At 50.1% G+C, this 26,508-nt stretch carries 22 protein-coding genes; 7 read left to right on the top strand and 15 right to left on the bottom strand.

Going from position 1 to position 26,508, the window contains the following annotated elements:
* Positions 1–52: 52 nt before the first annotated feature.
* Together istA and istB are read left to right on the top strand one after the other, a co-directional pair.
* A complete protein-coding gene (gene istA / locus B5M13_RS07270) occupies positions 53–1,606 on the top strand; it encodes an IS21 family transposase (RefSeq protein ID WP_080055050.1) in 1,554 nt (517 codons plus the stop codon).
* Between the two features lie 18 nt (positions 1,607–1,624).
* On the top strand, positions 1,625–2,374 hold the full coding sequence (istB, locus tag B5M13_RS07265) for an IS21-like element helper ATPase IstB (protein WP_080055049.1): 750 nt from the start codon (positions 1,625–1,627) through the stop codon (positions 2,372–2,374).
* A gap of 122 nt (positions 2,375–2,496) precedes the next feature.
* On the opposite strand, the gene B5M13_RS07260 is transcribed toward istB, so the two are convergent.
* The gene (locus tag B5M13_RS07260) at positions 2,497–4,617 is read right to left on the bottom strand and encodes a hypothetical protein (protein ID WP_080055048.1); all 2,121 of its coding nucleotides are present in this window, start codon (positions 4,615–4,617) and stop codon (positions 2,497–2,499) included.
* Positions 4,618–4,804: 187 nt separating this feature from the next.
* Positions 4,805–8,749 carry a hybrid sensor histidine kinase/response regulator transcription factor gene (locus tag B5M13_RS07255; protein WP_080055047.1) on the bottom strand — a complete coding sequence of 1,315 codons (3,945 nt, stop codon included), beginning with the start codon at positions 8,747–8,749 and terminating at the stop codon, positions 4,805–4,807.
* Positions 8,750–9,330: 581 nt separating this feature from the next.
* Here B5M13_RS07255 and B5M13_RS34395 point away from each other — a divergent pair.
* The 3 genes from B5M13_RS34395 (at position 9,331) to B5M13_RS07245 (ending at position 11,346) form a co-directional block, all read left to right on the top strand.
* Positions 9,331–9,462: a hypothetical protein gene (locus tag B5M13_RS34395; RefSeq protein ID WP_262508071.1), complete on the top strand. Its 132-nt coding sequence runs from the start codon at positions 9,331–9,333 to the stop codon at positions 9,460–9,462.
* 145 nt (positions 9,463–9,607) lie between these two features.
* Positions 9,608–10,408 (top strand): SDR family oxidoreductase, encoded by an 801-nt coding sequence (locus B5M13_RS07250; RefSeq protein WP_080055046.1) that lies wholly within the window; start codon positions 9,608–9,610, stop codon positions 10,406–10,408.
* Between the two features lie 17 nt (positions 10,409–10,425).
* Complete coding sequence (locus B5M13_RS07245; protein ID WP_080055045.1) at positions 10,426–11,346, top strand: helix-turn-helix domain-containing protein; 921 nt, start codon at positions 10,426–10,428, stop codon at positions 11,344–11,346.
* Positions 11,347–11,549: 203 nt separating this feature from the next.
* Here the strand turns inward: B5M13_RS07245 and B5M13_RS34625 are convergent, their stop codons facing one another.
* The 3 genes from B5M13_RS34625 to B5M13_RS07235 all read right to left on the bottom strand — a co-directional run bounded on the left by B5M13_RS34625 (position 11,550) and on the right by B5M13_RS07235 (position 12,765).
* The gene (locus B5M13_RS34625) at positions 11,550–11,780 is read right to left on the bottom strand and encodes an IS3 family transposase (RefSeq protein ID WP_170061096.1); all 231 of its coding nucleotides are present in this window, start codon (positions 11,778–11,780) and stop codon (positions 11,550–11,552) included.
* A 105-nt stretch (positions 11,781–11,885) separates the two neighbouring features.
* A complete protein-coding gene (locus B5M13_RS33350; RefSeq protein ID WP_155297207.1) occupies positions 11,886–12,422 on the bottom strand; it encodes an IS3 family transposase in 537 nt (178 codons plus the stop codon).
* A gap of 58 nt (positions 12,423–12,480) precedes the next feature.
* Positions 12,481–12,765, bottom strand: a complete 285-nt coding sequence (locus tag B5M13_RS07235) for a transposase (protein WP_080055044.1) — start codon at positions 12,763–12,765, stop codon at positions 12,481–12,483.
* Positions 12,766–12,990: 225 nt separating this feature from the next.
* Here B5M13_RS07235 and B5M13_RS07230 point away from each other — a divergent pair, with 225 nt between their 5' ends.
* Positions 12,991–14,352 (top strand): beta strand repeat-containing protein, encoded by a 1,362-nt coding sequence (locus B5M13_RS07230; protein ID WP_155297206.1) that lies wholly within the window; start codon positions 12,991–12,993, stop codon positions 14,350–14,352.
* Between the two features lie 323 nt (positions 14,353–14,675).
* On the opposite strand, the gene B5M13_RS07225 is transcribed toward B5M13_RS07230, so the two are convergent.
* Together B5M13_RS07225 and B5M13_RS07220 are read right to left on the bottom strand one after the other, a co-directional pair.
* The gene (locus B5M13_RS07225; protein WP_245859828.1) at positions 14,676–15,443 is read right to left on the bottom strand and encodes an NAD-dependent epimerase/dehydratase family protein; all 768 of its coding nucleotides are present in this window, start codon (positions 15,441–15,443) and stop codon (positions 14,676–14,678) included.
* 136 nt (positions 15,444–15,579) lie between these two features.
* Complete coding sequence (locus tag B5M13_RS07220; RefSeq protein WP_080055041.1) at positions 15,580–16,434, bottom strand: AraC family transcriptional regulator; 855 nt, start codon at positions 16,432–16,434, stop codon at positions 15,580–15,582.
* Positions 16,435–16,923: 489 nt separating this feature from the next.
* Here B5M13_RS07220 and B5M13_RS07210 point away from each other — a divergent pair, with 489 nt between their 5' ends.
* Positions 16,924–18,114 (top strand): sialidase family protein, encoded by a 1,191-nt coding sequence (locus tag B5M13_RS07210; protein ID WP_080055039.1) that lies wholly within the window; start codon positions 16,924–16,926, stop codon positions 18,112–18,114.
* A 132-nt stretch (positions 18,115–18,246) separates the two neighbouring features.
* Here the strand turns inward: B5M13_RS07210 and B5M13_RS07205 are convergent, their stop codons facing one another.
* From B5M13_RS07205 to B5M13_RS07170, 8 genes are all read right to left on the bottom strand, one after another.
* Positions 18,247–19,695, bottom strand: coding sequence for a Gfo/Idh/MocA family protein (locus tag B5M13_RS07205; protein WP_080055038.1), 1,449 nt, complete (start codon positions 19,693–19,695; stop codon positions 18,247–18,249).
* A 135-nt stretch (positions 19,696–19,830) separates the two neighbouring features.
* A complete protein-coding gene (locus B5M13_RS07200) occupies positions 19,831–20,718 on the bottom strand; it encodes a sugar phosphate isomerase/epimerase family protein (RefSeq protein ID WP_080055037.1) in 888 nt (295 codons plus the stop codon).
* Positions 20,719–20,834: 116 nt separating this feature from the next.
* Positions 20,835–21,611, bottom strand: coding sequence for an SDR family NAD(P)-dependent oxidoreductase (locus B5M13_RS07195; protein ID WP_080055036.1), 777 nt, complete (start codon positions 21,609–21,611; stop codon positions 20,835–20,837).
* 1 nt (position 21,612) lies between these two features.
* Positions 21,613–22,638: a zinc-binding dehydrogenase gene (locus tag B5M13_RS07190; RefSeq protein WP_080055035.1), complete on the bottom strand. Its 1,026-nt coding sequence runs from the start codon at positions 22,636–22,638 to the stop codon at positions 21,613–21,615.
* A gap of 36 nt (positions 22,639–22,674) precedes the next feature.
* Positions 22,675–23,388 carry an orotidine 5'-phosphate decarboxylase / HUMPS family protein gene (locus B5M13_RS07185; RefSeq protein WP_080055034.1) on the bottom strand — a complete coding sequence of 238 codons (714 nt, stop codon included), beginning with the start codon at positions 23,386–23,388 and terminating at the stop codon, positions 22,675–22,677.
* A 291-nt stretch (positions 23,389–23,679) separates the two neighbouring features.
* On the bottom strand, positions 23,680–24,393 hold the full coding sequence (locus B5M13_RS07180) for a LytR/AlgR family response regulator transcription factor (RefSeq protein WP_080055033.1): 714 nt from the start codon (positions 24,391–24,393) through the stop codon (positions 23,680–23,682).
* 92 nt (positions 24,394–24,485) lie between these two features.
* Positions 24,486–25,079: a CAP domain-containing protein gene (locus tag B5M13_RS07175; RefSeq protein ID WP_080055032.1), complete on the bottom strand. Its 594-nt coding sequence runs from the start codon at positions 25,077–25,079 to the stop codon at positions 24,486–24,488.
* A 446-nt stretch (positions 25,080–25,525) separates the two neighbouring features.
* Complete coding sequence (locus B5M13_RS07170; protein ID WP_080055031.1) at positions 25,526–26,503, bottom strand: PorP/SprF family type IX secretion system membrane protein; 978 nt, start codon at positions 26,501–26,503, stop codon at positions 25,526–25,528.
* Positions 26,504–26,508 lie beyond the last annotated feature (5 nt).

Genomic DNA, 26,508 nt, shown 5'->3' with positions numbered 1-26,508 from the left:
CTGTAGAAGTACCCATACTTTTGGAAGATGAACTACCAACTTCCAAACCCGTATGGCTAACTCGACAATCAGCATGAGCAAGATTCGACACATCTTTCGGCTATTTAGCCAGGGACGTAGCAAACTCTCCATCGCCACCCAAATTGGTGTTTCCCGGAACACTGTCAAGCGTTATTTGACCGCCCTGGCCGCTAGTGGACTTACCTATGAAGATATCCGTACCCTGACCGACAAGGATCTGGAAGACTTATTTGGCAAGACCCCTGAGCCCAAGCCCGATCCACGCTTGACTATTCTGCAAGCTTACCTGCCTCAGGTCGATAAAGAACTCAAACGAAAGGGAGTCACTCGACTGATGTTGTGGGAAGCTTACCGCAATGACCATTCTGATGGCTTTCACTACACCCAGTTCTGTTTTTACTATAACCAATGGAAGGCTCGGGTACAACCCGTGATGCATCTGGATCATAAAGCAGGCGACAAACTATTTGTCGATTTCGCGGGTGTTAAGTTGAGTCTAGTCGATTTAACAACGGGGGAAGAAAAGCCCGTTGAAGTCTTCATCGCCATTCTAGGCGCTAGTCAACTGACCTATGTGCAGGCGGTAATGAGTCAGCAAAAAGAAGACTTCATTGCGGCTTGCGAAAACGCGCTGCACTATTGTGGGGGTGTACCAGCCGCCATCGTTCCCGACAATCTCAAAACGGCCGTCACCAAAAGCAGTCGCTTTGAACCGACTCTGAATGAGACGTTTGCCGACTTTGCCGACCACTACGGCACTACTATTTTACCCACCCGAGCTTATCGACCACGGGATAAAGCCCTGGTCGAAGGGGCGGTCAAGATTGTCTATAATCGGATCTATGCACCGCTACGAAAACAGCGCTTTCACTCATTAACCGAGCTCAATGAGGCTATACTAGCTCTCTTAGAGCAACATAATAGCCGACCCATGAAAGGGCGCAACTATAGTCGTCGACTTCAATTTGACGAAGTTGAACGCGAAGTACTCGCACCTTTACCCCTGCTACGCTACGAGTTCAAAAAGCAATCCCATGCCACAGTGATGAAAAATGGGCATGTGTGTTTAGGGGCTGATAAGCACTATTATAGTGTACCCTATCGCTACGTTGGCCGAAAGGTCAAACTGCTTTATTCCAGCTCTACGGTGGAGATTTTTGTCCGCTATCAACGCGTGGCCCTACATCGACGGCAATATCGTCCCTACAGTTACACCACCGACAAAGAACATCTGGCCGCTACTCATCGCTTCGTAACGGATTGGTCGCCCGAGCGTTTTGTCGACTGGGCGGCTGATATCCACGAGGATGTGCGGCTCTACATCCTCAAAGTGATGGAACGTCGTCAGCATCCTGAACAGGCCTATCGCTCCTGTATGGGCATCCTGAGTCTGGCCAGTAAGGTAGGCAAAGAGCGGCTCACCAACGCCTGTCGGCGGGCGTTAGGCTTCGGCCTCTACAACTACAAAACCATCCAGGCCATCTTGGAAAAGGGGATGGATAACTATGATGAAGACGAACTTCTAGCTGAACAACCCACCATGCCTACTCACGAGAACATCCGCGGAGAGAACTACTATCAATAACCCTAAATCAATGCACCAATGAACAACAATAGCTTAGAGAAAATGCGTAAAATGAAGATGTTTGGCATGTTCCAGGCCTTCAAAACTAGTCTGGAAAGTGGCCAGCCCATCGGGTATACGATTGATGAGATGATCGCCTATCTGATTGAAGCTGAATGGGATGATCGACAGAATCGGCGGATCGAACGCCAGATTGTCAATGCCCGTTTCCGCTATAAAGCCTCTATTGAGGAACTCTCTTACCAAACGGAACGGAATCTGGACCGCAATCAATTGTTACGGTTAGCCGACTGCAACTTCATCAAACGCAATGAAACGTTGCTGGTTACGGGTAGTACCGGCATTGGCAAAAGCTATATCGCATCGGCGTTAGGTCATCAAGCCTGCATTCTGGGTTATCGGGTCCTGTATGCCAGTACGCCTAAACTATTTGCTCGGCTAAAAATGGCCAAAGCCGATGGATCGTATTTGAAAGAGTTAACTCGAATCGAGCGTCAACAACTACTGATACTGGACGACTTCGGGCTTCAGCCGTTTGATGCCCAGAGTCGGGCTGCGTTAATGGAAATCATCGAAGATCGGCATGGCAAGAGTTCGACCATTATCACCTCTCAACTACCGGTCAGCAAATGGCATGAAGTGATTGGGGAAAAAACCATTGCCGATGCTATCCTGGATCGGCTGGTACATGATGCACATCGGCTGGAGTTGACCGGCGAATCCATGCGCCGGAAACGGAAACCGCAAGTAGAAATCAGTTATCAATAAAGGGAAAATAACCGTAGTTTTACCACCGCTTCTACAGCCTCTTTTCGCGGGTCGTTTGCGAGTCAACTAGGTGGTCAATTTGCTACGGAATCGCCTGGTCACTATCTCCGAAATACACACACTTACAAGCCATTCAGTATCCGGGCATAGACATTGTTGGCCGGATTGCCATCATAACTCCCACCAGGATCGTCGGCTACATTCACCGTCATGTTGGAGACACTGCCCGAATTAGCCGTCGTCCGGCTCAGTGTAAAGCCAAGTACCGATTGGCCATTGGCATCGATTGACTGGCCCGGGTTAAGCACCAGGCGCAGTTGCTGACCCGCTACATTGCTCCACACCGTCCACTTTCCATTGTCCACCGCGACCGGATTCGCTGTTCCGCCCGATACATTGATACTAGTCAGCGAGGAGTTGAAGGTAAGGCTATAGCCAGTCGGAGCCGACAGGGTTAGCGTCACACTGCCCATACTCGTCGTTTTTCCCCCTACCTCAAACACATTGACTACAAACTGCCGACTCGCTTCGGGGCCACTGGCCGAAAAGTTGGCCTGCGGTAAGGACAAGGTCGGGGACAGATCCGGTAAGGCAATGACAGCGACCGTAACCGAAGAAGGGGCACTGATGCAATTGTTGGTGGTGCAGGTAGCCTGGTAGACAAATGAGCCGGTCAGGCTGGTGGAAACGGGAATACTGCTACCCGTGCCACTGACCCCACTGGAGCCGCTCCAGTTGACCGTACCGTCGCAGTATTTACCCAGCAGCATCACAGTAGCCGTGTTGCGGCCTACGGTTAAGGAAGAAATGCCAGTGGTGGTTTGCAGGTACACGTTGGGATTGGTTTCATCCGGGCCGATGTCGATACGGCCCTTCTTGACCCGATCGGCCAGGCCGGGAATGTCGACCAGATCGGACCAGCGCTCCAGGAGCGTGTTGTCACCCTGATCGGTGAGCAGCGTATTGCAGGCGGCCACCGTCGGGCTACCATCGGCCAGGTTGACCAAATGGCGGACCGGATCGCTGGGACACCCATAAAGCACATCCCCGTAGCGGTGGATATAATGCCCTGACTCCTGGATGGTGGTCAAGTTCAGGGTAGCCAGGTTAGACACCCCATTCATGATACAGTGCGACAGCGTAACACCAGGGGTAAAGCCCGCTGGAAGCCCAATGTCGGTATGCCAGTGACTGGCATGCGTACTGGTGACCTGGCAGTTGACCATATCACTCGTCGCTCCCCTCAAATTGGCGATCAGATAAAACGCCGATAGCGGAATGGCAGGACTACCGGGATAAATGCCTACATCCTCAAAACGGCAATTGATAATCCGGCAAGGATTACCGGACTCCACGTTGACAATCAGGGCCGAGAGCATATCGGTTACGGTGGAGAGGCCGTTGTCATAAGGGGCATAGTTAGGGATTATATCCACCCGGCTCCAGGTGGTATTATACAGCAGCAGATCGGCTTTGGCGCCGTCATAGCTCCGATTCATGACGGCTGAATTAACCATTTTCGTCCCCGTCAAATTGACGAACATACAGCCGATGACACGCAGGGCCGCCAGGCCACTTCCCCCATCGGCAATGTTACCGATAATCGCCCCTGCTCCTCCGCAAACCGCTTGGTCCAGCTTGCAGTTCGTTACTGTTGGCCTGGAGATGCCATCGGAGGCATAATTAATAATCTCTCGGCCTACATGGGTAGTTCGAAGCGAGGTACTGCCGTTGGTAACTAGGCCATCATCTCCATCGATGGGGGCTGTACTGGCCTCGATGCGTACCCCATCCAGCAGCGTCCCTTCCGCTACATTCTTGAAGACAACGGCATGATACACAAACGGCATGCAGTACAGATGCGTCTCCGCGCCATGCCGCTGGTCAAGCGTGGCCTCATCACCGGCAAAATGGCCATAGACTTTCACGCCACTGGGAATCCGATAAGACCGACTGACATAAAACTGGAACTGGGCTTCCGTGGGATCGGCATTAAAGACAGACCAGGGATAATTGAAGTAGAGGCCTGCAGCTAGCCAGACCTGATCGCCCGCCTGAGCAAGCCGTAAGGCTTTGTGGAAGGACGTCGCATTGGCCCAGGTGGTGCCGGTATTGCTAGCGGAACTATCCACTTTGACGAACCAGATGCTAGCTTGAGCGGGACTGGTATAAAGCCAGGTCATTAACAGCAGCAGAATTGCTGGTGATGACGAACGTGAAGGCGAACGAAGAAAACGGTGCATAACAAGCGCGTATTGATTGACTACCTAAGCCGTTAGATTGGCCGTCAAAGGTGGACTGAGTCGCTCGGAAAGGCTATAAGAATCCTCCCAATGGCTATAAGAATTCTCCCAACGGGGCCAGTAAAGGCCGTTATTGAGCAATTTTCTATGCAATTTCTATTGGGGGCCCCGACTTCTGTAATCTTGCTCACTCCATCTGCTGCCGATTCGCCGGATTAATCTGTGCGGCAAACTCAGTTGGGGTAAGCTGGTAAGCTTCCCGGAAGCATTTGGAAAAATAAGCGGGGCTATCAAAGCCGACGCGGTAGGCGGTTTCTGAGCTGGTGTAGCCTTGGCTCAGAAAATCAGTTGCTCGCCGAAGCCGGTAGGCACGAATAAACTCTCCCACTGGCATACTGGTTAAGGCTTTTAGTTTACGATGCAGGCTCATGCGGCTTAGGTGGGAAGCGGCAATCAGCTCGTCGGCCCCAAACGAGGCATCGTCCAGGTGGTCTTCCAGTACGGCATACAGCGAAGTTAGAAACGGATTGGCTGTGGCTGCGGATGGTGCCTGGTTGGCAGTTGGTAGTTGGGTCAGCGACGCCCGGATCCACTCCCGTAACCGATGCCGCTGGGCCAGTTGGTTTTGCACCCGCAGTTGTAATTCCTGGATCTGGAAGGGTTTGGTGAGGTACTCGTCAGCCCCCGCCCGTAAGCCGGTCAGGCGGCTGTCGTGAGATGACTTGGCGGTCAACAGAATGAGGGGAATATGACTGGTTCGTGGATCGGCCTTGATAGTTTGGCTGAAGGTGTACCCATCCATAATGGGCATCAGTACATCGCTGATGATCAGATCCGGCATGAGTCGAATGGCCTGCTCAAGGCCATCCGCTCCCTGGCTAGCTCGGCAAATCTGGTAGGAAGTCGGTAAGCTTTCGGTGATAAAACCGGCCAGCTCGTCATTATCTTCCACCAAAAGAACTACGGGTGATTCGGTAGACCGATCCGCTACCTCTGGGGAAAGCCGGGCAGGCGCAACGACGGGAACCGATGGCGAAGCGGGAGCTGGCCGATAGGGTAAGGCTAGGGAGACGGTGGTGCCCCGGCCCACTTCACTGCGGATCCTAATCGTCCCGTTTTGCCGCTCAACCAGTTCCTTGACCAGGGTCAGGCCCAGGCCGGTGCCGGCCGGTTGGCCAATACTGGCCTTATCAACCTGATAAAAGCGATCAAAAATATGCGGGAGCTGATCGGCTGGAATGCCGACACCTGTATCGGAAACGGTGATGGTTACCGCTGGCGTGAGCTCAATGGTAATGTGCCCCCCGGCGGGGGTAAACTTGAGGGCATTCGCGATCAGATTATACAGCATGCGTTCCAGCTTGGGCGCGTCAAAGTAGTAGTCGGTGGTTAGCTCAGCCGGTTTATACACGAATCGGATGTTTTTGGTTTCAGCCTCGGCGGTAAAGGACTGATAAATCTCCCGGATAAACTGGACCAGATCCCCTCGCGATTCGTCGACCGGCATGGCCCCGGCGTCCAGCTTCGATAAGTCCAGCAACTGATTGACCAGTTGCAGTAATTGATGCGCGTTACGATCGATGATCGCCAGCCGACGACGATCATCGGGGTCCTGCAAGTTCCGTGCTAACTGCTGGGCCGGTGCCAGAATTAAGGTGAGCGGTGTGCGAAACTCGTGGGTGATGTTCGAAAAGAACCGGGTTTTCAGCTCGTTAACAGCTTTCAGTTGCTGGGCCTGCTGTTGCTGCCAGTACGACCGAACCAGTGTTCCGGCTACGGCTAAGCTGGTGGCTACGTAGAGCAGGTATGCCCACCAGGTTTTCCACCAGGGTGGGTGAATCACCACCGTTAGTAACCTGACGTGCGGGCTCCAGATTCCAGATGTGTTCGACGTATTGAGTCGCAGCGTATACGTTCCAGGACTCAGATTGGTGTAAACCGCCCGCGGCTGGCTGGCTACAACCCATTGGTTATCAATCCCCTCAAGTTGGTAGCGGTAACGAAGTTTAGCCGGGTTATTAAACTGCAGGGCCGCAAATGCTACCGACAGAAAATTCTGCCTATAATCCAGGTCAAGCGTATCCAGTAACTGTACAGGCAGTGAGTCCCGCCCGGCAGCGCTAAGCGGTCGGTTGTTGATCTGTATATCGATCAGCTCAACAGCGGGTTGATAGGTATCCTTGCGGAGTTGGGCCGGATCAAAGGCGGTGATGCCCTCCAGCCCTCCTAGTATGATTCGGTCAGTCGGCAAGTGGACAACATGAAAGCGATTGAACTCGTTAGCCAGTAGGCCATCCCGCTGGTTATAGGTTTGCATCGATCTGTTTTTGCTGGCGCGTCGATCCATCCGGCATACTCCCTGATTAGTGGCGATCCATAAGCTGCCGCTCCGATCGGGAATGGTTGCGTAAATAACATTGTTGGGTAGCCCGTTTAGTTGGGTAATTCGTTGGCAGCGACCTGTCCGTTTGTCGAACCGGCACACCCCTCCGCCAAAGGTACCAATCCAGAGCGTCGAGGGATCAGCGGGATCACCCGATAAATAGAACAGCGTATTGGTACTCAGCGAGGTAGTATCACGGGGTTGATGCCTAAACTGACGGATGCGGCCGGTCAGGCGGTCCACCCGGTAAAGCCCCTGCGATCCCGTCGACAGCCAAAGCGCCTGGTCATCGATCACCGCCTGAAAGATGGTCGTTTTATCGTTGAGCCGCGAAACCATGGGCCTTACGGGGTGCGAGAACAATTGCCAGCGTTTCGTGACGGCATCCTGCCACATGGCGACCGAATCGCGTATGGCCCATACCTGTCCTTGCGGGTCAGTGGCCAGCGCAATCGGATAACGCTGGTCGATGGGTCGCAAGGGAGCTGGAAGGGGGCTAGTGGTTAGCCGCCTGGTCAGTAGATCCAGTTGATACAAGAAAGGAGTGCCCAGGGTGAACCATAACTTCTGGTGCCGATCAAGGGTGTAGCGGAAGTCATAAGCGGAGGCTGTGGTGGGCAACGACCGGAGCTGTTGCCTGGGCACCTTGAACTCATGGGCCAGCAAATCCAGGTAAAAATTGGTGGTATACGGATAGGTATCAAACCGGGTCGATTGGAGGTTATAGATACGGACTCCCGCACCCGTGGTTCCGATCCAAAGCACATCGGATCGGTCAATCAGCAGACTTTGGCTCCGCCAGGATTCCGGTTGGAAGACCAGTGGCTGAATCCCGGCCTGCTCATTGAATCGGAGCACCTGATCATGGTAGGCGATGTAATCGTTTCCCTGACTATCGGTAGCGATTCGAACCACATCCTGCAGAGCAACCCACTGGGGTAATGGAAACGTACGCAGTTGACCCGTTTGCGGGTTTAAAACCATAACGTACTTTCTGGAGACGATCAGAAGGTGGCCATTCACGCGTTGGTGAAGACCATATAAATCGTCTTCAGCCAGGACGCCGGAATGACCACGCTGGGCATAGCGCGTAAAGCGGTTTGTATGGGCATCCAACCGCTGAAGCCCCCTGGCAGTGGCTAGCCAGACCGTCCCCCGTCGATCGTCAAGAATCGAGCGGACCTGGTTGCTGGCTAGCGTTGACGGACTACGGCCCTCTGAGCGATACGAAATAACCCGGTGCGTTTGTAAATCAATCGAGGCTATCCCCTGATTGGTAAATAATAGCCAAAGCCGATGCTGATGATCGGGATAGATATCATTAATTCGATACTCCGCAAAGGGACGATAAAATGGTTGCTTCGAAAAATGGGCAAAGGTCTGCCGGACGGGATCAACTAAATCAATACTACGTTGCCCTGCCACCCAGAGTTGCCCCTGCTGAGCGGGTTTAATGCTGATCACGCCGGCATTCGATAATGACGGGCGCCCCTGGGTAGTGGGTTGCCATACGTTGATCTGCTGGCCATCAAAGCGACATAAACCATCTAGTGTCGCCAGCCAGATAAATCCCCGTTGATCCTGTACGATGGCCGGAACAAAGGCTTGGGGCAGCCCCTGCTGCTCAGTCAATACGTCAGGGACAGGCAGTTTCCTCGATTGCGCATACAGCAAGGAAAAACAGCTATGGGTTAGCATAAACAGCCCCCAGCGCACCCAGCTGATCCGTTTTGATCGCTTATTCCGCAACGTAAATCTGATTTAACGTTCTTCGCTTAAAAGCACGAATAAACTAATCAATATCTGATCAACTAGTCCGTTAGTCGATATTTTTTTAGCCTATGGCCTATGCGGTCAGCTAGTCAGCGACAATGACTTCTCGATATTAGTGTCGGCCCTTCTATTCTGGCTGTAAAATTTAACCTATCTCAGCCACTTTGTGCTTGAGCAGCATGTAGGCCTGACCTTTAGGGCCCTTCGTACCAGATACAATGCTACAAACCATCTATAGTCCTCCTTAATGGCACCCTACGTGTATGAACTGATGCTACGCAGCCTTAGCTAATAGAGTAGATTGGCTTTCAAGACTGTTAAGCTCCCTCATTGGGGTGGTCCTATGCTACTGATTGAGGTGAACAAAAAAATATCCGTTGATGCACTTGTCCACTTCAAAGAGCAAGTACACAAACGGGTATTCGTCTCGAATTGGAGGGTATTATGAGATAAACAAATAGCTGTTCCATTACAGAACCCCTATTGGTGGCATTCAGGATAAATTTAGCATTGGGATAAACTACAAATCGCTATGTTTAGCCATAAGATACATCGTTATGAAGACGTTTACTGGGAAAGTGCTCATTACTTCAGAAGTGGAAATCACCAAACTGGATGAATACCAAATTTCCATGCTGCGGAAAGGAACCGCCTGGGGGTGGACGAAGAGCCATGCTGAAAACGCATAGTAGATGGAGGATCACCTCCCTATACAAACAGTATCCATAGCCGACAACGTAAGCCGTGTTTTGTCATTTTGGATACAACCAAACTCAATATGGCCACATCGTGCTGAATCCTTCCGGCCAATTTTGCTCCCTAAACAATCGTCAAATGAGCAAGACAATTTTTATCACCGGCGCGTCCTCGGGTTTAGGGAAGGCCACAGCAATTTTATTCCAAAAGAAAGGATGGCAGGTAATCGCCACGATGCGTACGCCCGAGCTGGCAAATGATCTGAGTAGACTGGACAACTTAACTCTTTTACCGCTGGATGTAACAAATACCATCCAGATTAGTCAGGCGGTTAACCAGGCTATTTCCAGGGGGCCTGTAGATGTCGTTTTCAACAATGCCGGCTATGGCCTATCAGGACCGCTGGAAGCCACCACGGACGAGCAGTTGATCCGTCAGATCAATACGAATCTGATAGGGGTGATCCGAGTCACGAAGGCGTTTATTCCTTACTTCCGGGAAAAAGGCAGCGGGCTTTTCATTACAACCACCTCACTGGGCGGATTGGTTGGTTTTCCCTTTTCTTCGTTATACCATGCCACCAAATGGGGATTGGAAGGCTGGAGTGAAAGTATGGCTTATGAGCTGAAAAGCGTCAATATCGGCATTAAAATCATCGAGCCGGGAGCCATTCAAACGGATTTTATCAGTCGGTCTTACGATAAGGCGTATCATCCTGCTTACAATGAGCTGTTTAACCGCTTTTTTTCAAACGTTGACCAGGTCACCTTCAGCCCGGCCGAAACGATAGCTGAGATAGTCTACGAAGCCGCCACGGATGGGAAAGACCAATTGCGTTACTTGGCCGGAGAAGACGCCAAAGCGATCTACGGCCAACGCTTGCAGCTAGGGGATGAAGGATTCAGGCATTTTATGGAAACAGCGTTTTTAGGGAAATAAAACTGGAATGTAGGTAGATGAAAAACAAGTTGAATCGCCCCACTACCATTCGTACACCCGTTGACTTGCATCAGTTACTGGACTTACCAAGGCCTTCCCATCCCTTGGTAAGTCTGTTTGATAATACGCAGACCCTCGTCAATAAAGGCCTATTACCTCAGACATTTCTCTTCGATTTCTATACAATTTCGTACAAGAAACGGCTAAAAGGACGAACAGGCTATGGACAGAATTACTACGATTTTGACGATGGCACCATGGTCTTTACAGCACCTGGCCAATTGATTTCGACCGAAGGGGATGCCAACTATTTTGGTATTTCACTGCTTTTTCACCCCGATTACATCAGAAACCATCCGCTAGGTCGGCGCATCAGGCAGTACGGTTTCTTTTCGTACGAAAGTAATGAAGCCCTGCATCTCTCGGAGCCAGAACAGAAAACGATATTGACGATTTTAGGGAACATAGAGGAAGAACTGAAACGCAGCCTGGACGATTTCAGTCAGGATATCCTTATCTCGCTACTTGAGGCCTTACTCAATTACAGTAATCGGTTTTATAAACGGCAGTTCATTACCCGTAAAACGGTCAACCACGAACTATTGACCAAACTAGAAAAGCAACTGGACGACTATTTCCTGGCTGAACAGGGGTTACAAACTGGCTTGCTGACAGTCGAAAACCTTGCTGCTCAGGTTCATGTATCTCCCCGCTATCTGAGTGACATGCTCCGCACGCTTATCGGACAGAATGCGCAACAATACATTCACCAGAAAATGGTTGAAAAAGCAAAGGACTATTTGTCGGGAACGGATATGACCGTCAGCGAAATAGCTTATCGGTTGGGATTTGACTATCCCCAGTCGTTTAATAAACTCTTCAAAAAGAAAACGAGCTTAACCCCAATTGAATTTAAGCAAAACTTTCACCCGAATTAAAAACAGAAAGTCATATTAGTCAGCCCTGTGTGACATAAGATCACCTAACACCTTGTCTATAGCATCGGCTAAATTATCGTCTCTTTAATCGCCCCAATAAAGTAGCAAATACAGAAGCTTCCTTTCGTCTCACTTATGAGCATTTTCTGAAACTCTCCATCTATCACCTACATGACTGGGGTGGTTCGATTTATCGGGACAGTTTAGTACTTAGTTTTTGACAAATTTAGATAATACTCATTTTCAAACTGTTCATGGCTTTTGTAGCCAAATGATGAGTGCTTCCGTTTCCGATTATAGTAGCATTCAATGTACTCAAATAACTCGGTACGGGCGTCCCCAAGATTCTGAAAAATACCATCCTGAATCAACTCAGCCTTCAATCTCGACCAACAAGACTCGGCACCGGCCGCCCGGCATAAAGGCGTTGTCATAGGGATCATCAGGACGGCTGGTACGCCAGCCCGGTCATACTCTGGCGTAACTTGTGGTCTCTCAGCGTTAAGCGAAAGTCTTTGTCAATGTATTGACCGCCACGGTCAGACCGGGTCGCCGGAGCGATGAACAATCGCTTGTTCCTCAATTGAATAAGCCAACAATGCCTGTTTGAGTGCCTTGTGGACTAAGGACGCTTCCATATGTTTTTCTACCTGCCAGCCTTTAATGCGTCGGCTAAACAGATCCATCCAGGCCGCCAGGTAGGCCCATTCGCCACCCCCTAAAGCAATGTATGTAATATCCCCTGCCAATACTAATCCAGGAGCCGTTGGCAACGGAGCCACCAGCAGCCAATTAGGGCTAAATGGCCCCTGGTGGCGGCTATCGGTGGCACGCGGCACAAAACTACGGGGCTGAATAGCTCGTAACCCCTGTTGACGCATGAGTTGCTGTACCTGATAAGGGCTTACTTGATGACCTTGATCGCGAAGCTCTTCGACTAATCGACGGCTTCCGTAGCGACGAAAATGAGCAAGAAAGCTTTCTTCAACTGATTGGGCCAGCTTTTTCTTTTCCACAGTGGGTTGATAGGTTTCACCCGCCTGATACCGATAAAATCCACTCCGACTAACCCCCATTATGATACATGAACAGAATGCTCATTAACCTGCTGACTAATAAACTGATAAATTAGTCTCAAGTCTGACGGCTGAAAATGGCTAAGGCTTTTTTTAAAATCTGCCGTTCCTCTTCAAGTTGGCGAACTTGATGGCGCAATCGCTCATTTTCGATGACTAGTGGGCTATCTGTTTTTTCTTTCCCCTTTGTTAAGCCCATGGCCGATTCCTGTTGACTGCGCCAACGATAGAGTAAATTTTTCCCAACCCCTAGTGCCTGAGCAACCTGAAGTACACTACGCCCGTTGGCGATCATCCGTAAGGCTTCGTTTTTGAACGGGGCCGCCCGAGCGGTCCTGGTCATACTTCCGTCGGGAAGCCGATTTGGTGTTTTTTTGTTCTTTCACGACTCTGCGAAGTTAAGCACTTGCAGTGTCCCGATTTGTTAGACCATCTCACGCATGTCCCAAAAGTACCTGCGTGCGACAACAAGTTATTTAACACTTTTACCAAAATGAAGTTTATCTCATCATACTAATAACTAATCATATTACTGGATTGTAAAATGAGAACCTCGTATTTATCAATTTTGATAGCCCTTCTGTTAGGGCTCGTGACGGTGATCTCGTGCAAAAAAACAGAAACTGATTTAACGCCCTCTTCGGCATCAATTTCTGGCTTTACCTGCGGATCAGCCACCTTTTCTGCTTCTGCCGTTAGTGGTACTTCTTACACCGCTACCGCTACAGTGCCCTATAGGGGTGGCAATGGAGCCTCCTATGCCACTGGCAGTGCCATCCCATCAAGTGGTGTGACAGGCCTGAATGCGACCTTAATATCAGGTAATCTGGCCAATGGTGATGGGAGTATAGTCTATAACATCACTGGAACACCATCGGGAACGGGTACAGCTAATTTTGCCCTCAATTTTGGCGGACAGACCTGCACCCTGTCTCTACCCGTCACTTCTCCCGGTTCGACTACTGTATCCCCAGCTATTTCTGGCTTTACCTGCGGATCAGCCACCTTTTCTGCTTCTGCCGTTAGTGGTACGGCTTACACCGCTACCGCTACGGTGCCTTATACAGGTGGCAATGGAGGATCGTATGTCGCGGGCAGTGCCATCGCATCAAGCGGTGTGACAGGCCTGAATGCAACCTTGGTACCAGGCAAGCTGGCCAATGGTGATGGGAGTATAGTCTATAACATCACTGGAACACCATCAGCAGCTGGCACAGCCAATTTTGCCCTCAATTTTGGCGGGCAGGCCTGCACCCTGTCTCTACCCGTCACTTCTCCCGGTTCGACTACCGTATCCCCAGCTATTTCTGGTATTACCTGCGGATCAGCCACCTTTTCTGCTTCTGCCGTTAGTGGTGCTTCTTACACCGCTACCGCTACAGTGCCTTATACAGGTGGCAATGGAGGATCGTATGTCGCGGGCAGCGCCATCGCATCAAGTGGTGTGACAGGCCTGAATGCAACCTTGGTACCAGGCAAGCTGGCCAATGGTGATGGAACAATAGTCTATAATATCACTGGAACACCATCGGGAACGGGTACAGCTAATTTTGCCCTCAATTTTGGCGGACAGACCTGCACCCTGTCTCTACCCGTCACTTCTCCCGGTTCGACTACTGTATCCCCAGCGGTTTCTGGCCTTACCTGCGGATCAGCCACTTTTTCTGCTTCTGCCGTTAGTGGTACGGCTTACACCGCTACCGCTACGGTGCCTTATATAGGTGGCAATGGAGGATCGTATGTCGCGGGCAGTGCCATCGCATCAAGCGGTGTGACAGGCCTGAATGCAACCTTGGTATCAGGCAATCTGACCAAAGGTGATGGAACGATAGTCTATAACATCACTGGAACACCATCAGCAGCTGGCACAGCCAGTTTTGCCCTCAATTTTGGCGGGCAGACCTGTACCCTGTCTCTACCCGTCAAGTAAAGGGATTGTGATTTAAGCAGGGCTGTTGTTTTTCAAAGCCAGTAGCCCTGCTTAAATCACTATACTTAAGTACGGGTTATATTAATTTGGGGCTGAAAAAGTCAATTGCACGTTTCCAGGCTAACTCAGCCACCAGTAATCGCACCGCATCGGCTGATCACCGGCAACCCGGTTGTTTCACCCAAACCACATTTATATTTGCACACAAGGACGACTGAAGCCACTTTCGTCTCAAGCGGGAGCGTTTTGAGAGAAAAAATCAGAGTTAGCAGTTAGTTAATTTGGCGCTATTTTTTCTCTCAAAGCCGTTCCTCAACAATAAATCACATTATTTTCTCTTGTAAAGCCTGATAAACTGTCCTCACTGTTGCCTGGAAGCCCAGACTACGAGCCAGCGAACTATCGCTAAGCAAGTACCAAGGATTAACGAGCGGCTCGGAGGAGGAGTCTAGGGATTCACCGACCAGGCGGGCTAATTCGTAAACTGATGTTGGGGCTTCATCCCCAATATTGACGATGCGACCGTCCATCACACCATCCAAGGCCAGATGCATCGCAGTGGCTATATCCCGATGGTGGATAGTACTCATCCGCATAGCAGGGTGCCAATTACCGGCAATTGCATACTTTGGTAGCGCTTCCAAATGCCCATCCCCATCACCGTAGACAAAGGGGAACCGCAGCACGACCCAATTCAATCCACTGTCGCGTAACTCTTTCTCAGCCGCAACCTTGCTGGCGGGATAGGCTTGTTGAGGAGTAACTTCGTCATCCTCACGACCGGGATGCGGATTCGTTGCGTTGTAGACGTTGGTCGTACTCGCAAAAATGAAACGTGCGTTGGGCGCATGGGCTTTTACTGAAGTGATCAGGTTGCGTGTCCCTTCCAGATTGCTTTTCCAGATCAGCTCCGTGTCTTGCGTGCGAAACACCGCTGCCAGATGAATGACCGTTGACACACCCTGTACAGCCTCGGTAAGCGATTCAGAATTGAATAAGTCACCTTCAACAGCTGTTACACCTAGTGGCACACTCTTTCCGGCTCGCACCAGTGCCCGGCAATCTATTTCCGCATCTACTAGACGTCTCAACAAGCGCTCCCCAACTAGACCGGTCACACCGGTTACCAGAATTTCTCCTACTTCTCTGTTCATACTTTACCTGATTAATGAGAGGAACAAAGTTTGCTAGAGGGAGCTAAACAGAGCCGGACGAAAACCGTCATGTTCAGGACAAATCCTGAATAAACTTGGCGACGGTTTTCCCGGTTACTTTTTTAAACAAGCGGGAAAAGTAGTCTGGATCATTGAACCCAAGTTCAAACGCCAACTCTTTAACTGAAGTGCGCTCGCCATAATATATCCGGCGTCGGGCTTCCAGAATAAGGCGATTCGTCATAAATTCTTTTGGTGAGTAGCCCGAGTAGTGCTTAACAAGTTGGTATAAACTATCGGTACTCAGCGCAAGTTCTTGGGCAATATCCTTAATAGTTGGATGATCGGTTAAGTTGTTTTCGACAAAAACCTTGAAGCCGAGGTATTTGGTGAGTCGGTCTTCAACGGGTTTATTCTCACCGGTAAAATAAGCCGAATCGATTTCGGTCAGTAGGCAATTGAGATGAGCCAGGATAAGTTGAGGATCCGTATCTGAAACGGTTAACAAACCTTTGAGTAGTTCAAAAACCGCTTGAATCCTTTTAGCGGCAGTGGGTGAAAACCTTATTTTTTGCTGATTGAGCGGATTAAGCAGGAACGGATATTGTCTGGGTAATCGAGACAGGCATTCATCATCAAATCCTAGTTTGAAGTAGTCGTTTCCGTCTACAGAAAGCGGCAAATGCTGTAGCTGGCTCGGCAAGGAGAAAAGTAACTCATGTTTACCAAGGACGACCGTTTCTCCATCAATAACATAGTGGATCTCTCCCTCCCGCATAAATAGAAAGAAGTAATAGGGTAAGCGGTGAGTGAGGTTATAGCCAACTATGGTTTTAGCAGCCAAATGACCGAAATCCGGAGAAACGACCCGAATAGGCAGTTGGGCATTTTGGGTGAACCCTTTAGGAAATACATTGCCACTGCTCATAATGAATACTAACCCAAAATTTACGATGAGGATTCCTTAACTACCTGGTACAGGTAACATGAGTAGAACGTAATAGGCTGGGGTGGGCCGGTTTAGCGGGACAGTTTAGTGCTTGGTTTTTGACAAATTCAGATAATACTCGTTTTCAAACTGTTCGGGGCTTCGGTAGCCCAACGATGAGTGTTTTCGTTTACGGCTATAGTAACATTCACTGTACGCCAATAACTCGGTTGGGGCATCGTCTGAACTGATCAATGCAAAGATGGTTATACTTCTCTGAAAATCAAGCCATTCCTGATTATTTGAGAGCCTGTAGCTGTGCGACCGCATCCTAGCGAGTTCAGCCCTGATCCTTTTACCAACTGTTACGAGTACCAATACTATAACTTACTTCTGCCGTCTTTCGCTCCTCAATAGTCCAATACTTTCCTCAATGAGTATACCAATTAGACGCATTGCCGAAGGCTATAAGGCATTGCCCCATCATACATGAAAAAAGTAGTTTACCTTCTTTTTCTTTTTCTAGTCACTGACCAATTCTGTTTGGGCCAGGAGGCTAACCCGGCCATTGTTCGGCAAACCCTCATCTTCCCTGCCCAGGATAAACATGTACACGGCAGCAGCATCGTTAGTCTGCCTAACGGCGATTTTCTGTCCGTATGGTTCTATGGCAGTGGCGAACGGTCGGCCGATGATGTGAAGATTATGGGCGCTCGTTTGCGAAAAGGGGAAACCACATGGAGCGAACCCTTCGTAATGGCCGATACACCCCATTTGCCCGATTGTAATCCTGTGCTGTTTCTGAATAGCCAGGGAAAGTTATTTCTGGTCTGGATTACGGTCGAAGCCAATCAGTGGGAATATTCCATCCTTCGGTATAGAACCTCAACGGATTATATGAAAAGCGGGTCGCCAATCTGGAACTGGCAGGATAATATCTTTCTCAAACCTGGCGAGACTTTTGCGCAGGAGGTAGAGAAAAAATTTAAAGATCTCACCAGAAATACGGCAGGCTGGGGTGGGTATGCGCCCAAGTACGATAACATGATTGTTGAGGCTAGCCATGACGCCGGCAAACGCTCTATTGGGTGGATGACCCGCATCAAACCACTCCTACTGGGCAATGGCCGCATTGTACTTCCACTTTATTCCGATGGGTTTAATTTTTCGCTCATGGCTATTTCCGACGATGACGGAACCAGTTGGCAGCCTAGCCTGCCAGTCGTAGGCCGGGGCCCAATTCAGCCCGCTCTGGCCAGGAAAAAAGATGGAACCTTAGTGGCTTTTATGCGCGACAGTGGCGACGAACCTACCCGCGTTCATTACAGCGAATCGAAGGATAATGGCGAAAGCTGGAGTGCTACCACCAAAACCGATATTCCTAACACGGCTAGTGTCGAATTGCTTGTATTAAAAGACGGTCGCTGGGCTTTTCTGGGAAATGATATTGACGATGGTCGCTATCGGCTCAGCCTATATTTATCCGACGATGAAGGCAAAACCTGGACGTGGAAAACCCGCATTGAAGATCATAAACCGGGACAAGGTGGTTACTCATACCCAAGTTTGATTCAAACCCCAGATGGCTTACTTCACATGACATATTCACATCATGACGGCCGTGCGAATGGGAAGTCTATCAGCTACGTAGTCGTCGACCCAAAACGAATTGGCAATTAACACAACAAATGTTTTACGGCAAGCAAGACAACGAGTTAATTCCTGCTCATAAAGTATCCACGCTAAGTCCATAAAAAAAGCTTGAGATACCGACTAAGGCCGATATCTCAAGCTGTATGGCCGTCATTGCGATTACAAGGTTAGGGTCCAGCCATCGCGGTAATCGCGCTTCACAAATTGGTTAGCCAGATCGTAGTTCGTAATTTTCATATTCGGGGCGTCGTAGTACAACTTCTTGCGTCCGTTATATCGCTCAGACGACCGTTTGGCCGATGGGTTATCGCGGAGCATCCAGCTACGAAGCGCCAGGTTACCGATCAGAATGCTTTCGGTAAACGGGGCCGCATACTCGAACGGCGAACTGGTTACGCCTTTGCCATACCCGGCAATGCAGGCATCTACCCATTGCAGGTAGTGGTCTTCGTTCGGAACCCGTGGAATCGTTTCAGGAATGCTAAGCAGTTGATTATCTTTCAGGGGCAGCAGCCGTGGATTTGCGCCATAACAGTCGGCCATTAGTTTTCCTTTCGAGCCAATAAACAGTACGCCACCATCCGAATTGCCAAAGCTTTCGCCCGGTAGCAGTTCTTCGGGAAGTTCGGGCAGAATACCACCGTCATACCAGCTCACTTTAATGTTTCCCTTGCTATCCTTACGCGGGTAATCGAGGTGAATAGAGGTTGAAAATGGTGTCCAGTCTGGATTATCATCCTGTGGGCGAAGCGTAAATGTCCAGGTACCAGCCACGCTACATTCAACCGAAGTGGGGTAGTCGATGGGCAGAATTCGGAACACAGGGTCCATGATATGACAGGCCATATCCCCCAGCGCGCCCGTTCCATAAGGCCACCAGCCGCGCCAGTTCCAGGGCAGATAGGCTTCGTTGTAGGGTACTTTTTTGGCCGGTCCAAGCCACAGATCGAAGTCCAATTCTTTCGGAACCTCGTAGGTCTTGTCGGTTGGAATGGCCTGGGGCCATACTGGGCGGTTGGTCCAACAGAGCACGTTATGCACCTCACCAATGATTCCCGAATCGTAGATCTCCTTCATCCGACGAACACCATTACCCGATCCACCCTGATTACCCATCTGGGTTATTACTTTATATTTTTTGGCAGCCTGACCCAGAATCCGGGCTTCGTAAATATCGTGGGTAAGTGGTTTTTGCGTATACACGTGCTTGCCCAACTGCATAGCAGCCAGCGTTGCTACCGCGTGGGTATTGTCGGGCGTTGAAATTGAGCAGGCATCGATGTGCTTATGCTCTTTTGAGAGCATTTCGCGGAAATCTTTGTAGTAGGTAGCTTTAGGAAAACGCTTCCGCGATTCGACCGACTGGCGATCATCGACATCGCAGAGGGCGACGATATTGACGTTGGGGCTCGCCGAAAACGAAGCCAGATCGCTTTTACCTTTTCCGCCTGCCCCAATGCCAGCAATATTGAGCTTGTCGCTTGGTGCCACGAAGCCTTTACCGAGGACATGACGGGGGACAATAAAAAAGGAAGTAGCCGCCAACGATGATGTTTTCAAGAAATCACGACGGCTGTTTGCCGGGGATGCCGTATTCGTTTCTTCCATAATCTGATAGTAAAGTTAAGCGTTTAGGAATAGTGAGCGGGACCAGTTTGTCATCGACTCTGTATACATACTGGTTTATGGGGTAATCGTACCTACAGCAAGCCGTTTTTTTGTAATTCGGGCAAGATGTCCGCGTTACGCTGGCCAGTACTCAGCTATTTTTCGGCGAAGGAAAGCCACACTCCGTTCCAGCTGTGCCATGCCATCGACCCCATCTTCAATACTGATCCAGCCATCGAAGCCTACACGTTTCAGTTCTGTAAAAATGGCATCGTAATCGTTCAGCCCTTTGCCGATTTCTCCATGACTGAGCCGTTTGGCATAACCAGCCGCTCCCCCTTCTTCCCGGCGCAGATCGTCGATAGTTCCTTCGAGCAGGTAGCGGTCACTGGCGTGCATGGTCACCACCCGATCCGACACGCGGTACAGGAGTTCGAGCGGGTCTTCACCAGCCAGATAGGTATTGCTGGGATCATAGTTGACGCCAAAATTTGGATGGTGAATCCGGTCGACAAGCTTACAGAACACATCCATTTTCTGAGCAAATTCGGGGTAGGTCCAGAAGTCGTCTTTGTAGTGATTTTCGAGAATCAGCGTAATGCCCCGCTCCTGCGCATAGGGCAAACAGGCTTCAATACATTCGGCAGCCAGCGACACCCCTTCGTCAATCGACAGTTCTGGTCTACGCTGGCCCGACAATACCCGGCAGTATGAACCGCCCAGTATATACGTCATATCAATCCAACGTTTTTGCTTCTCGACCTGCTGCGCCCGGAAGGCCGGATCAGGATGCGTAAAATCGGGCGAACAGCACATCATCGGAATAACGTTGCCTTTGGCTTCTACCTGCTGGCGAAACAGTGGCCAATTGGCTTCGTCGGCCATTTCCAGAAATCCGGCATACCATTCTAACCCATCAATATCTAGTTGAGAGGCTAACTCAATCCATTCCGAAACCGTCATGGTTCCGTCTTTGCAAAGCTGCTGCATAAAGGCCTTCGGAAAGGCGGCTAGTTGAGGCATAGGTTTAATGAGCGAAAGAGTGAAAGAGTGAAAGAGTGAAAGAGTGAAAGAGCGAAAGAGCGAAAGAGCGAAAGAGCGAAATTGATGCGTCAGCCACTCTTTCGCTCTTTCACTCATTAATTTTTAGGTAAGTTTCGTCCAATAAACGGGAATTGTTCCAGGTCGACCACCTGGCCACTAATGGGGCCGCTTTCATCGGCCAGCCAATACACGGCAGCCGCTGCCATCTCAGTAGGCATCAACAACCGACCTGCCGGTGAAAGCTCGGCTGGCAACGATGTATACCAATCGTCGGGCATTCCCTGTTCGCGTTTTCGCTCGATTTCGCGCTCGGTCAATATCCAACCGGGATTGATCTGATTGACCCGGATCCCATAGGCCCGATGAAGCGAATCGCCCAGATTGCGGGTCATGGTCAACAAAGCGCCCTTCGAAATGCTGTAGGCCATCAGACAGGGTTCGCCACTCCAGGCATTTACCGAGCCAATGTTCAGCACACAGCCGCGCCGTTCCTGCAAATGCGTCAAAGCGGCTTTTATCAACGCAAAGGGCGCCAACGTATTGACATCGAGCACCTGGCGAAACAAATTCAGGTCGGTGGTTTCAATAGTCGATGAAGGTACCATCGCTGCATTGTTGACAATCGCATCCAGACGCCCAAAGGAAGCCAGTGCCAGATCGACCAGATGCTGCGGGGCATTTTCAGCGGTGATTTCTTCGATATGCAATACGGCACGGTCTGATCCCAACTCCGCCACCACAGCCTCGCCCAGCTCGCGCTCAAGGCCATGCACAACGACCCTGGCCCCCTCGGCCACACAGCGTCGGGCAATTGCTTTACCAATTCCTGTGCAACTGCCGGTTACAATCACCACTTTGTCCTGTAATCGCATGCTATACGGGTTTAAGCACACTTTTTACTACCTCGCCCCGGTGCATTTTTTCAAAGGCTTCGTGCCAGTCGGTAATCGACCAAACCCCACCTATAATGGGTTTTACATCCAGTTGACCACTGGCCAGCAAAGCGATAACACGCTCCCAGATCGGCCAATTGTGGCTAAAACTTCCCTGAAGGGTAACGTTTTTCTGCACCAGTGGATCGAGTGAGAATCCTAGCGGCTGCGGCCCCCAGCCAACTTTAGTAATATACCCATTGGGGCGCACCAGTTGCATGGCTATTTTCAGTGTAGCACTGGCCCCAGCCGCATCAATTACACAATCGGCACCAAGGCCATCCGCTTGTTTGGCCCATTCGGAAGCATCGCCAACAATACCCGTACAGCCATATTGTTCGGCAATTGACAGCCGATGCCGATCTGCCTCCAGACCCACAACGGCGACATCGGCCCCGCAAAGTTTGGCAACAGCCGCACACAGAATACCGATGGTTCCGGGGCCAAGCACGACGACCCGGTCACCAGGTTTTAAGCGCGTATTTTCGACGACCGCATTGAACGCTACACAGCAGGGCTCGGTTAGGCAAGCCTGCTCAAACGCCAGTTGATCGGGCACCTGATGCAAACAACGGGCCGGAACGCGTACATAGCGGGTCATGGCACCATTAACACCGTAGCCAAATCCTTTACGAGTCGGGTCCAGATTGTAGAGCCCTCGGCGGGTCATGGGGTTAGTTGGGTCAATCACAGCCGCCGTTTCACTGACTACCCGGTCGCCTTCGCGCCAGCCCGATACACGACTTCCCAACTCAACAATATGGCCGCCAAATTCATGCCCCAGTACAACCGGGTAATTAACAGGCCAGCTATGGTCGGCGGTCCACTGGTGTAAATCGCTGCCACAAACGCCCACATTAGCCACCTCAAGCAATACATCCTCTTCGCCAATGGTAGGGCGATCAAGTTCACGAATCTCAACGGAGCCTTTCTCCGGAGCATAATTTATTACCGCAGCAGATTTCATGGAATAAAGAGTAAGGAATAGGCAATCGTCTCTTGCTTATACTATCGGAAGGCCAACCGCCACATCGCCATAGGCATGGATCGCTCTGCAGATTAGCCGAAGTGAGTCTTCCAGATTTCCACCGGCCGTCTTAAAAGCGTCGGCATCAATCGTCAATGGAGCACCAAGTACAACCAACGGGGCACCATATTCCGGGCAACGAATAGCCTGTTCGAGGCTAAGCCCACCCACCGCCTGAACCGGCACCCGAACGGCCTGCACAACTTCCCGAAGCTGATCCAGTGGACTAGGCATACGTAAACCCTGAGCGGCAATACCCCGCCGTTCGTCGTAGCCAATGTGGTGAATAATGTAATCGCAGCCCAGATTTTCTAGCCAACGGGCTCCCGCTACCATATCGGGGCAAACCATATTATCGCCCATGACTTTTACACCGAAGTCATGTCCTGCCTGTACAACACACTTGATGGTTTCGGCATGGGCCCGCGCCATGACCACCACATGTGTGGCACCCGCTTTAGCCATCATTTCGGCCTCCAGGTAGCCGCCGTCCATTGTTTTTAGGTCGGCCACAATGGGAACGTCCGGAAAAGCTTCACGTAGTTTGCGTACGCCATGTAGACCTTCGGCCAGAATTAAGGGTGTGCCCGCTTCGAGCCAGTCGACCCCCGCGCGAAGTGCCATTGCGGCTGTTTCAAGCGCTTCGTCAATATCGGTCAGGTCTAGAGAAATTTGAACAACTGGTTTCATGGAAACATCAGAACAAATCCGCAAAAAATGGGATGTTAAGTATATTGGTTGAGGCTTCAAACGTGAATCATATCCACGATCAGACTCGACCTATACTACTTCTTCACATGAAAATCAGACTATTTAATGTGTTAATTTCTTAGCGATATAGCCGTTTATACGCGAAAGAACGTCGACATGTTAGATCCCCACTGTGGTTTCCTAACAGATTGATCGTTGGAAGAATTGCTGGATAGATAGGTGATTCAACCAATACTTCCAGCGCATAGGCATTATTATTGACTTAACCGGCTACCCCCGAAGATACATACGTTTTCGGGGGTCAACAAGATTGAGTAAGTTCTTTTTATAAGCACGCCCGATGGGGATGGATTGCTGGTTAATTTGCACGGTTGACTCTAGAATTCGTTCGATATAGTGTATGTTGATAATGTATGCTTTTTGCACTTGAATAAAGCGATCTGTCAACTCCAGCGCTAGTTTACGCAATGATCGTTTCAGAACATATTTTTGATCGACAGTATGGATAATCGAATAATTGCCCTCCCCTTTAATCCAGTAAATTTCATCTAACGGTATATCTATACGTTGCCTGCGTTTATCGGTAGTCGTAATGCTATTGATAGCTGGAAAAAGGTTAATTGGTTTCTGAGCGAACAATATTTCTATGGCGGCCTTTAGGCTAAACACTTCAAAAGGTTTTACCAAGAATCCTATATTGGGCATCGTGATGGCTCGTCGCAAATAATCATCTTTAGTGTAGGCGGTTTGAAAAATAACAGGCAACTGCTTATAGTTTTGCGTAAATAAGCCCAACGACAAGCCATCTGGTAAAACAATATCGGCGATCACTAAATCAGGAAGTTGCTCATGAAGCTTCTGGTTAGCCTCGGCAATCGACCCCGCCAGACGAACGGTAGCCACATTCAATTGGCCAAACATGGTCTGAAGACTAAACTGCCAGATGGGATCGTCTTCAATAATGAGGACATTTAAATTAGTCATATCCCGCCACGGTAAGTAGTTCTGAATACACCTGTTGAGCCGGAAGCACAAGAATTTGCGCAAGGGTCAATAATGCCTTTTATTCTACCCTACTAACGGGCACCAAAATCGGTTACCCAATAATACTTAAACGTACTTTTTGAATTATAGGAATAGCCTACCCCCAGATTCCGATACTCGGGGTTCATAATGTTTTGGCAATGCACCGTTGAACTTAACCAGGCATCGACAACCGACCGGGCTGTCGGATAACCGGCGGCAATATTTTCGCCTGATGAACTCCAAATGTACCCCTCTCTGGTCATCCGATCCCAGGGTTGTGAGCCGTCTCGGCCAGTGTGGCTAAAGTAATTGTAGGTAGCCATATCTACAGCATATTTATCAGCAGCTCCATTTAGCCTCGAATTCAGCGTTAATAAAGTGACAGGCGGATAAACCGTAGTGCCGCATAAACACGTCTGCGAACGAGCCTCATTCACATAGGTGAGTACTTCCAGCTGTAGGGTCAGGGCGGCATCACGAGCCCCTGAGTGTTGTAAAGCATTGGGTTCTGGTTTGCCAATACCTCCACTCATATGCACCGACGAGGTAACTCGGCCCGGAATTTCTTTGATGGCCAGCTCCGACTGGCAGGAGACAAGTCCCAGCATCAAAAAAAGAAAGCCCACTAAGTAAGAGTTTCTCATAAAAGGTAGGTTTAAAAGGTACGGTAGTAAAAACAGAATAAACAGAAAGGCACAGGCACTCAGCTATAATCAACTGAAAACCAACCGCTATTCTCTAATTTATTTATATCATTTTATGTGCCAAATCACATATATTATGTATAAAATATATTAATTTATGGGTATATTAACTTTACAAACTTGATGATCCACTTCGTATCCTACTAGAGACAATTTCTTCTACTCTTATAAGCTAGAAAGTCCGGTTGCCAACCGTTTCCTTTTTGTATACCGTGAAACTCTGGATGAGCCTAACCTGTGAACATCTAATCCAAATCAGATTACTTGCCCCGGATTGGTTTTCTGAATGGAACCAATCCGGGTGGCAACTAGTAGGCCCTATCAATCTTCTGATTTCAATCGACCTTACAAAACTGCTTACTGCTCATGTACGTGGCAAAACAACATTAAAAATACCTCGGCGTCAGGATGCGACTCCGCCCAAACCCAAACTCATAGCGAATCATGATCTCGTGCGAACTCGGCGCTACACTCTGCAACCCGTTCATCGTCCGATCATACGCATACCCGAACCGGAACTGATCCGTCAACTGCACCTCCAGCATCCCTACCACCGCATCCGTCGTGTAGGTCGACCAGGTCGAAAACTGATTCCGACGAATCGAGGCTCCGATCGCAATCCGGTCCGCAAACCAGAAGTTGATGTTCCCATCAAAACCCAGAGGGGCCCCTTCCGAATACTTCACCAGCATCGACGGCTTCATCTTCACCACCGGGCTGAGGCCTACCACAAAACCAGCCGCCAGATACGCATGACGAGCCTGCACCGACCGGTAATCCCCCACATTGTACTCACTCAACCGGTTCTTGATCAGCCGGGGAACCGATAAGCCCACATACGCCTTGTCGTTGCTCAGATAAAGTCCCGTCCCGAAGTTGGGCAGTATCTTGGAGATATTGCTGGCAAAGGCCGGATCAATCTGGTTATCCGGAGACGTCCGTACCTCCATCAGGTTGGCCTGGTAACTGGAGGCCCCAGCCTGTAGACCCAGCGCCAGGGTGCTTTTCGTCCCTACCTTGATGCGAAACGCATAGGAGGCAAACGCACCCGCTTCCTGAATCACCCCGGCCTTATCCCCGTACAACTGTAGACCCACCCCGACTCGTTCCCGATTCAGCGGCATGTCCGCCGTGAAAGTCGCCGTTTGGGGAGCCCCTTCGACGCCTGTCCACTGGTTGCGGTACAGCGCCGACATACTCAGTACATCCCGGCTACCGGCATAGGCCGGATTCAAAGCCATCATGTTGAACATGTACTGAGAGAACATCTTGTCCTGCTGAGCCCGCACGGGGCGGCTGCTGATGCCCAGCATCAGCAGCACAACTCCTGCGGCCCATAGTTTACTTCTAAACTGGTTTGCCATCCGAA

The sequence above is a fragment of the Spirosoma aerolatum genome (assembly GCF_002056795.1).
Classification (GTDB): Bacteria; Bacteroidota; Bacteroidia; order Cytophagales; family Spirosomataceae; genus Spirosoma; species Spirosoma aerolatum.
This window is presented reverse-complemented; position numbering and strand designations above follow the sequence as displayed.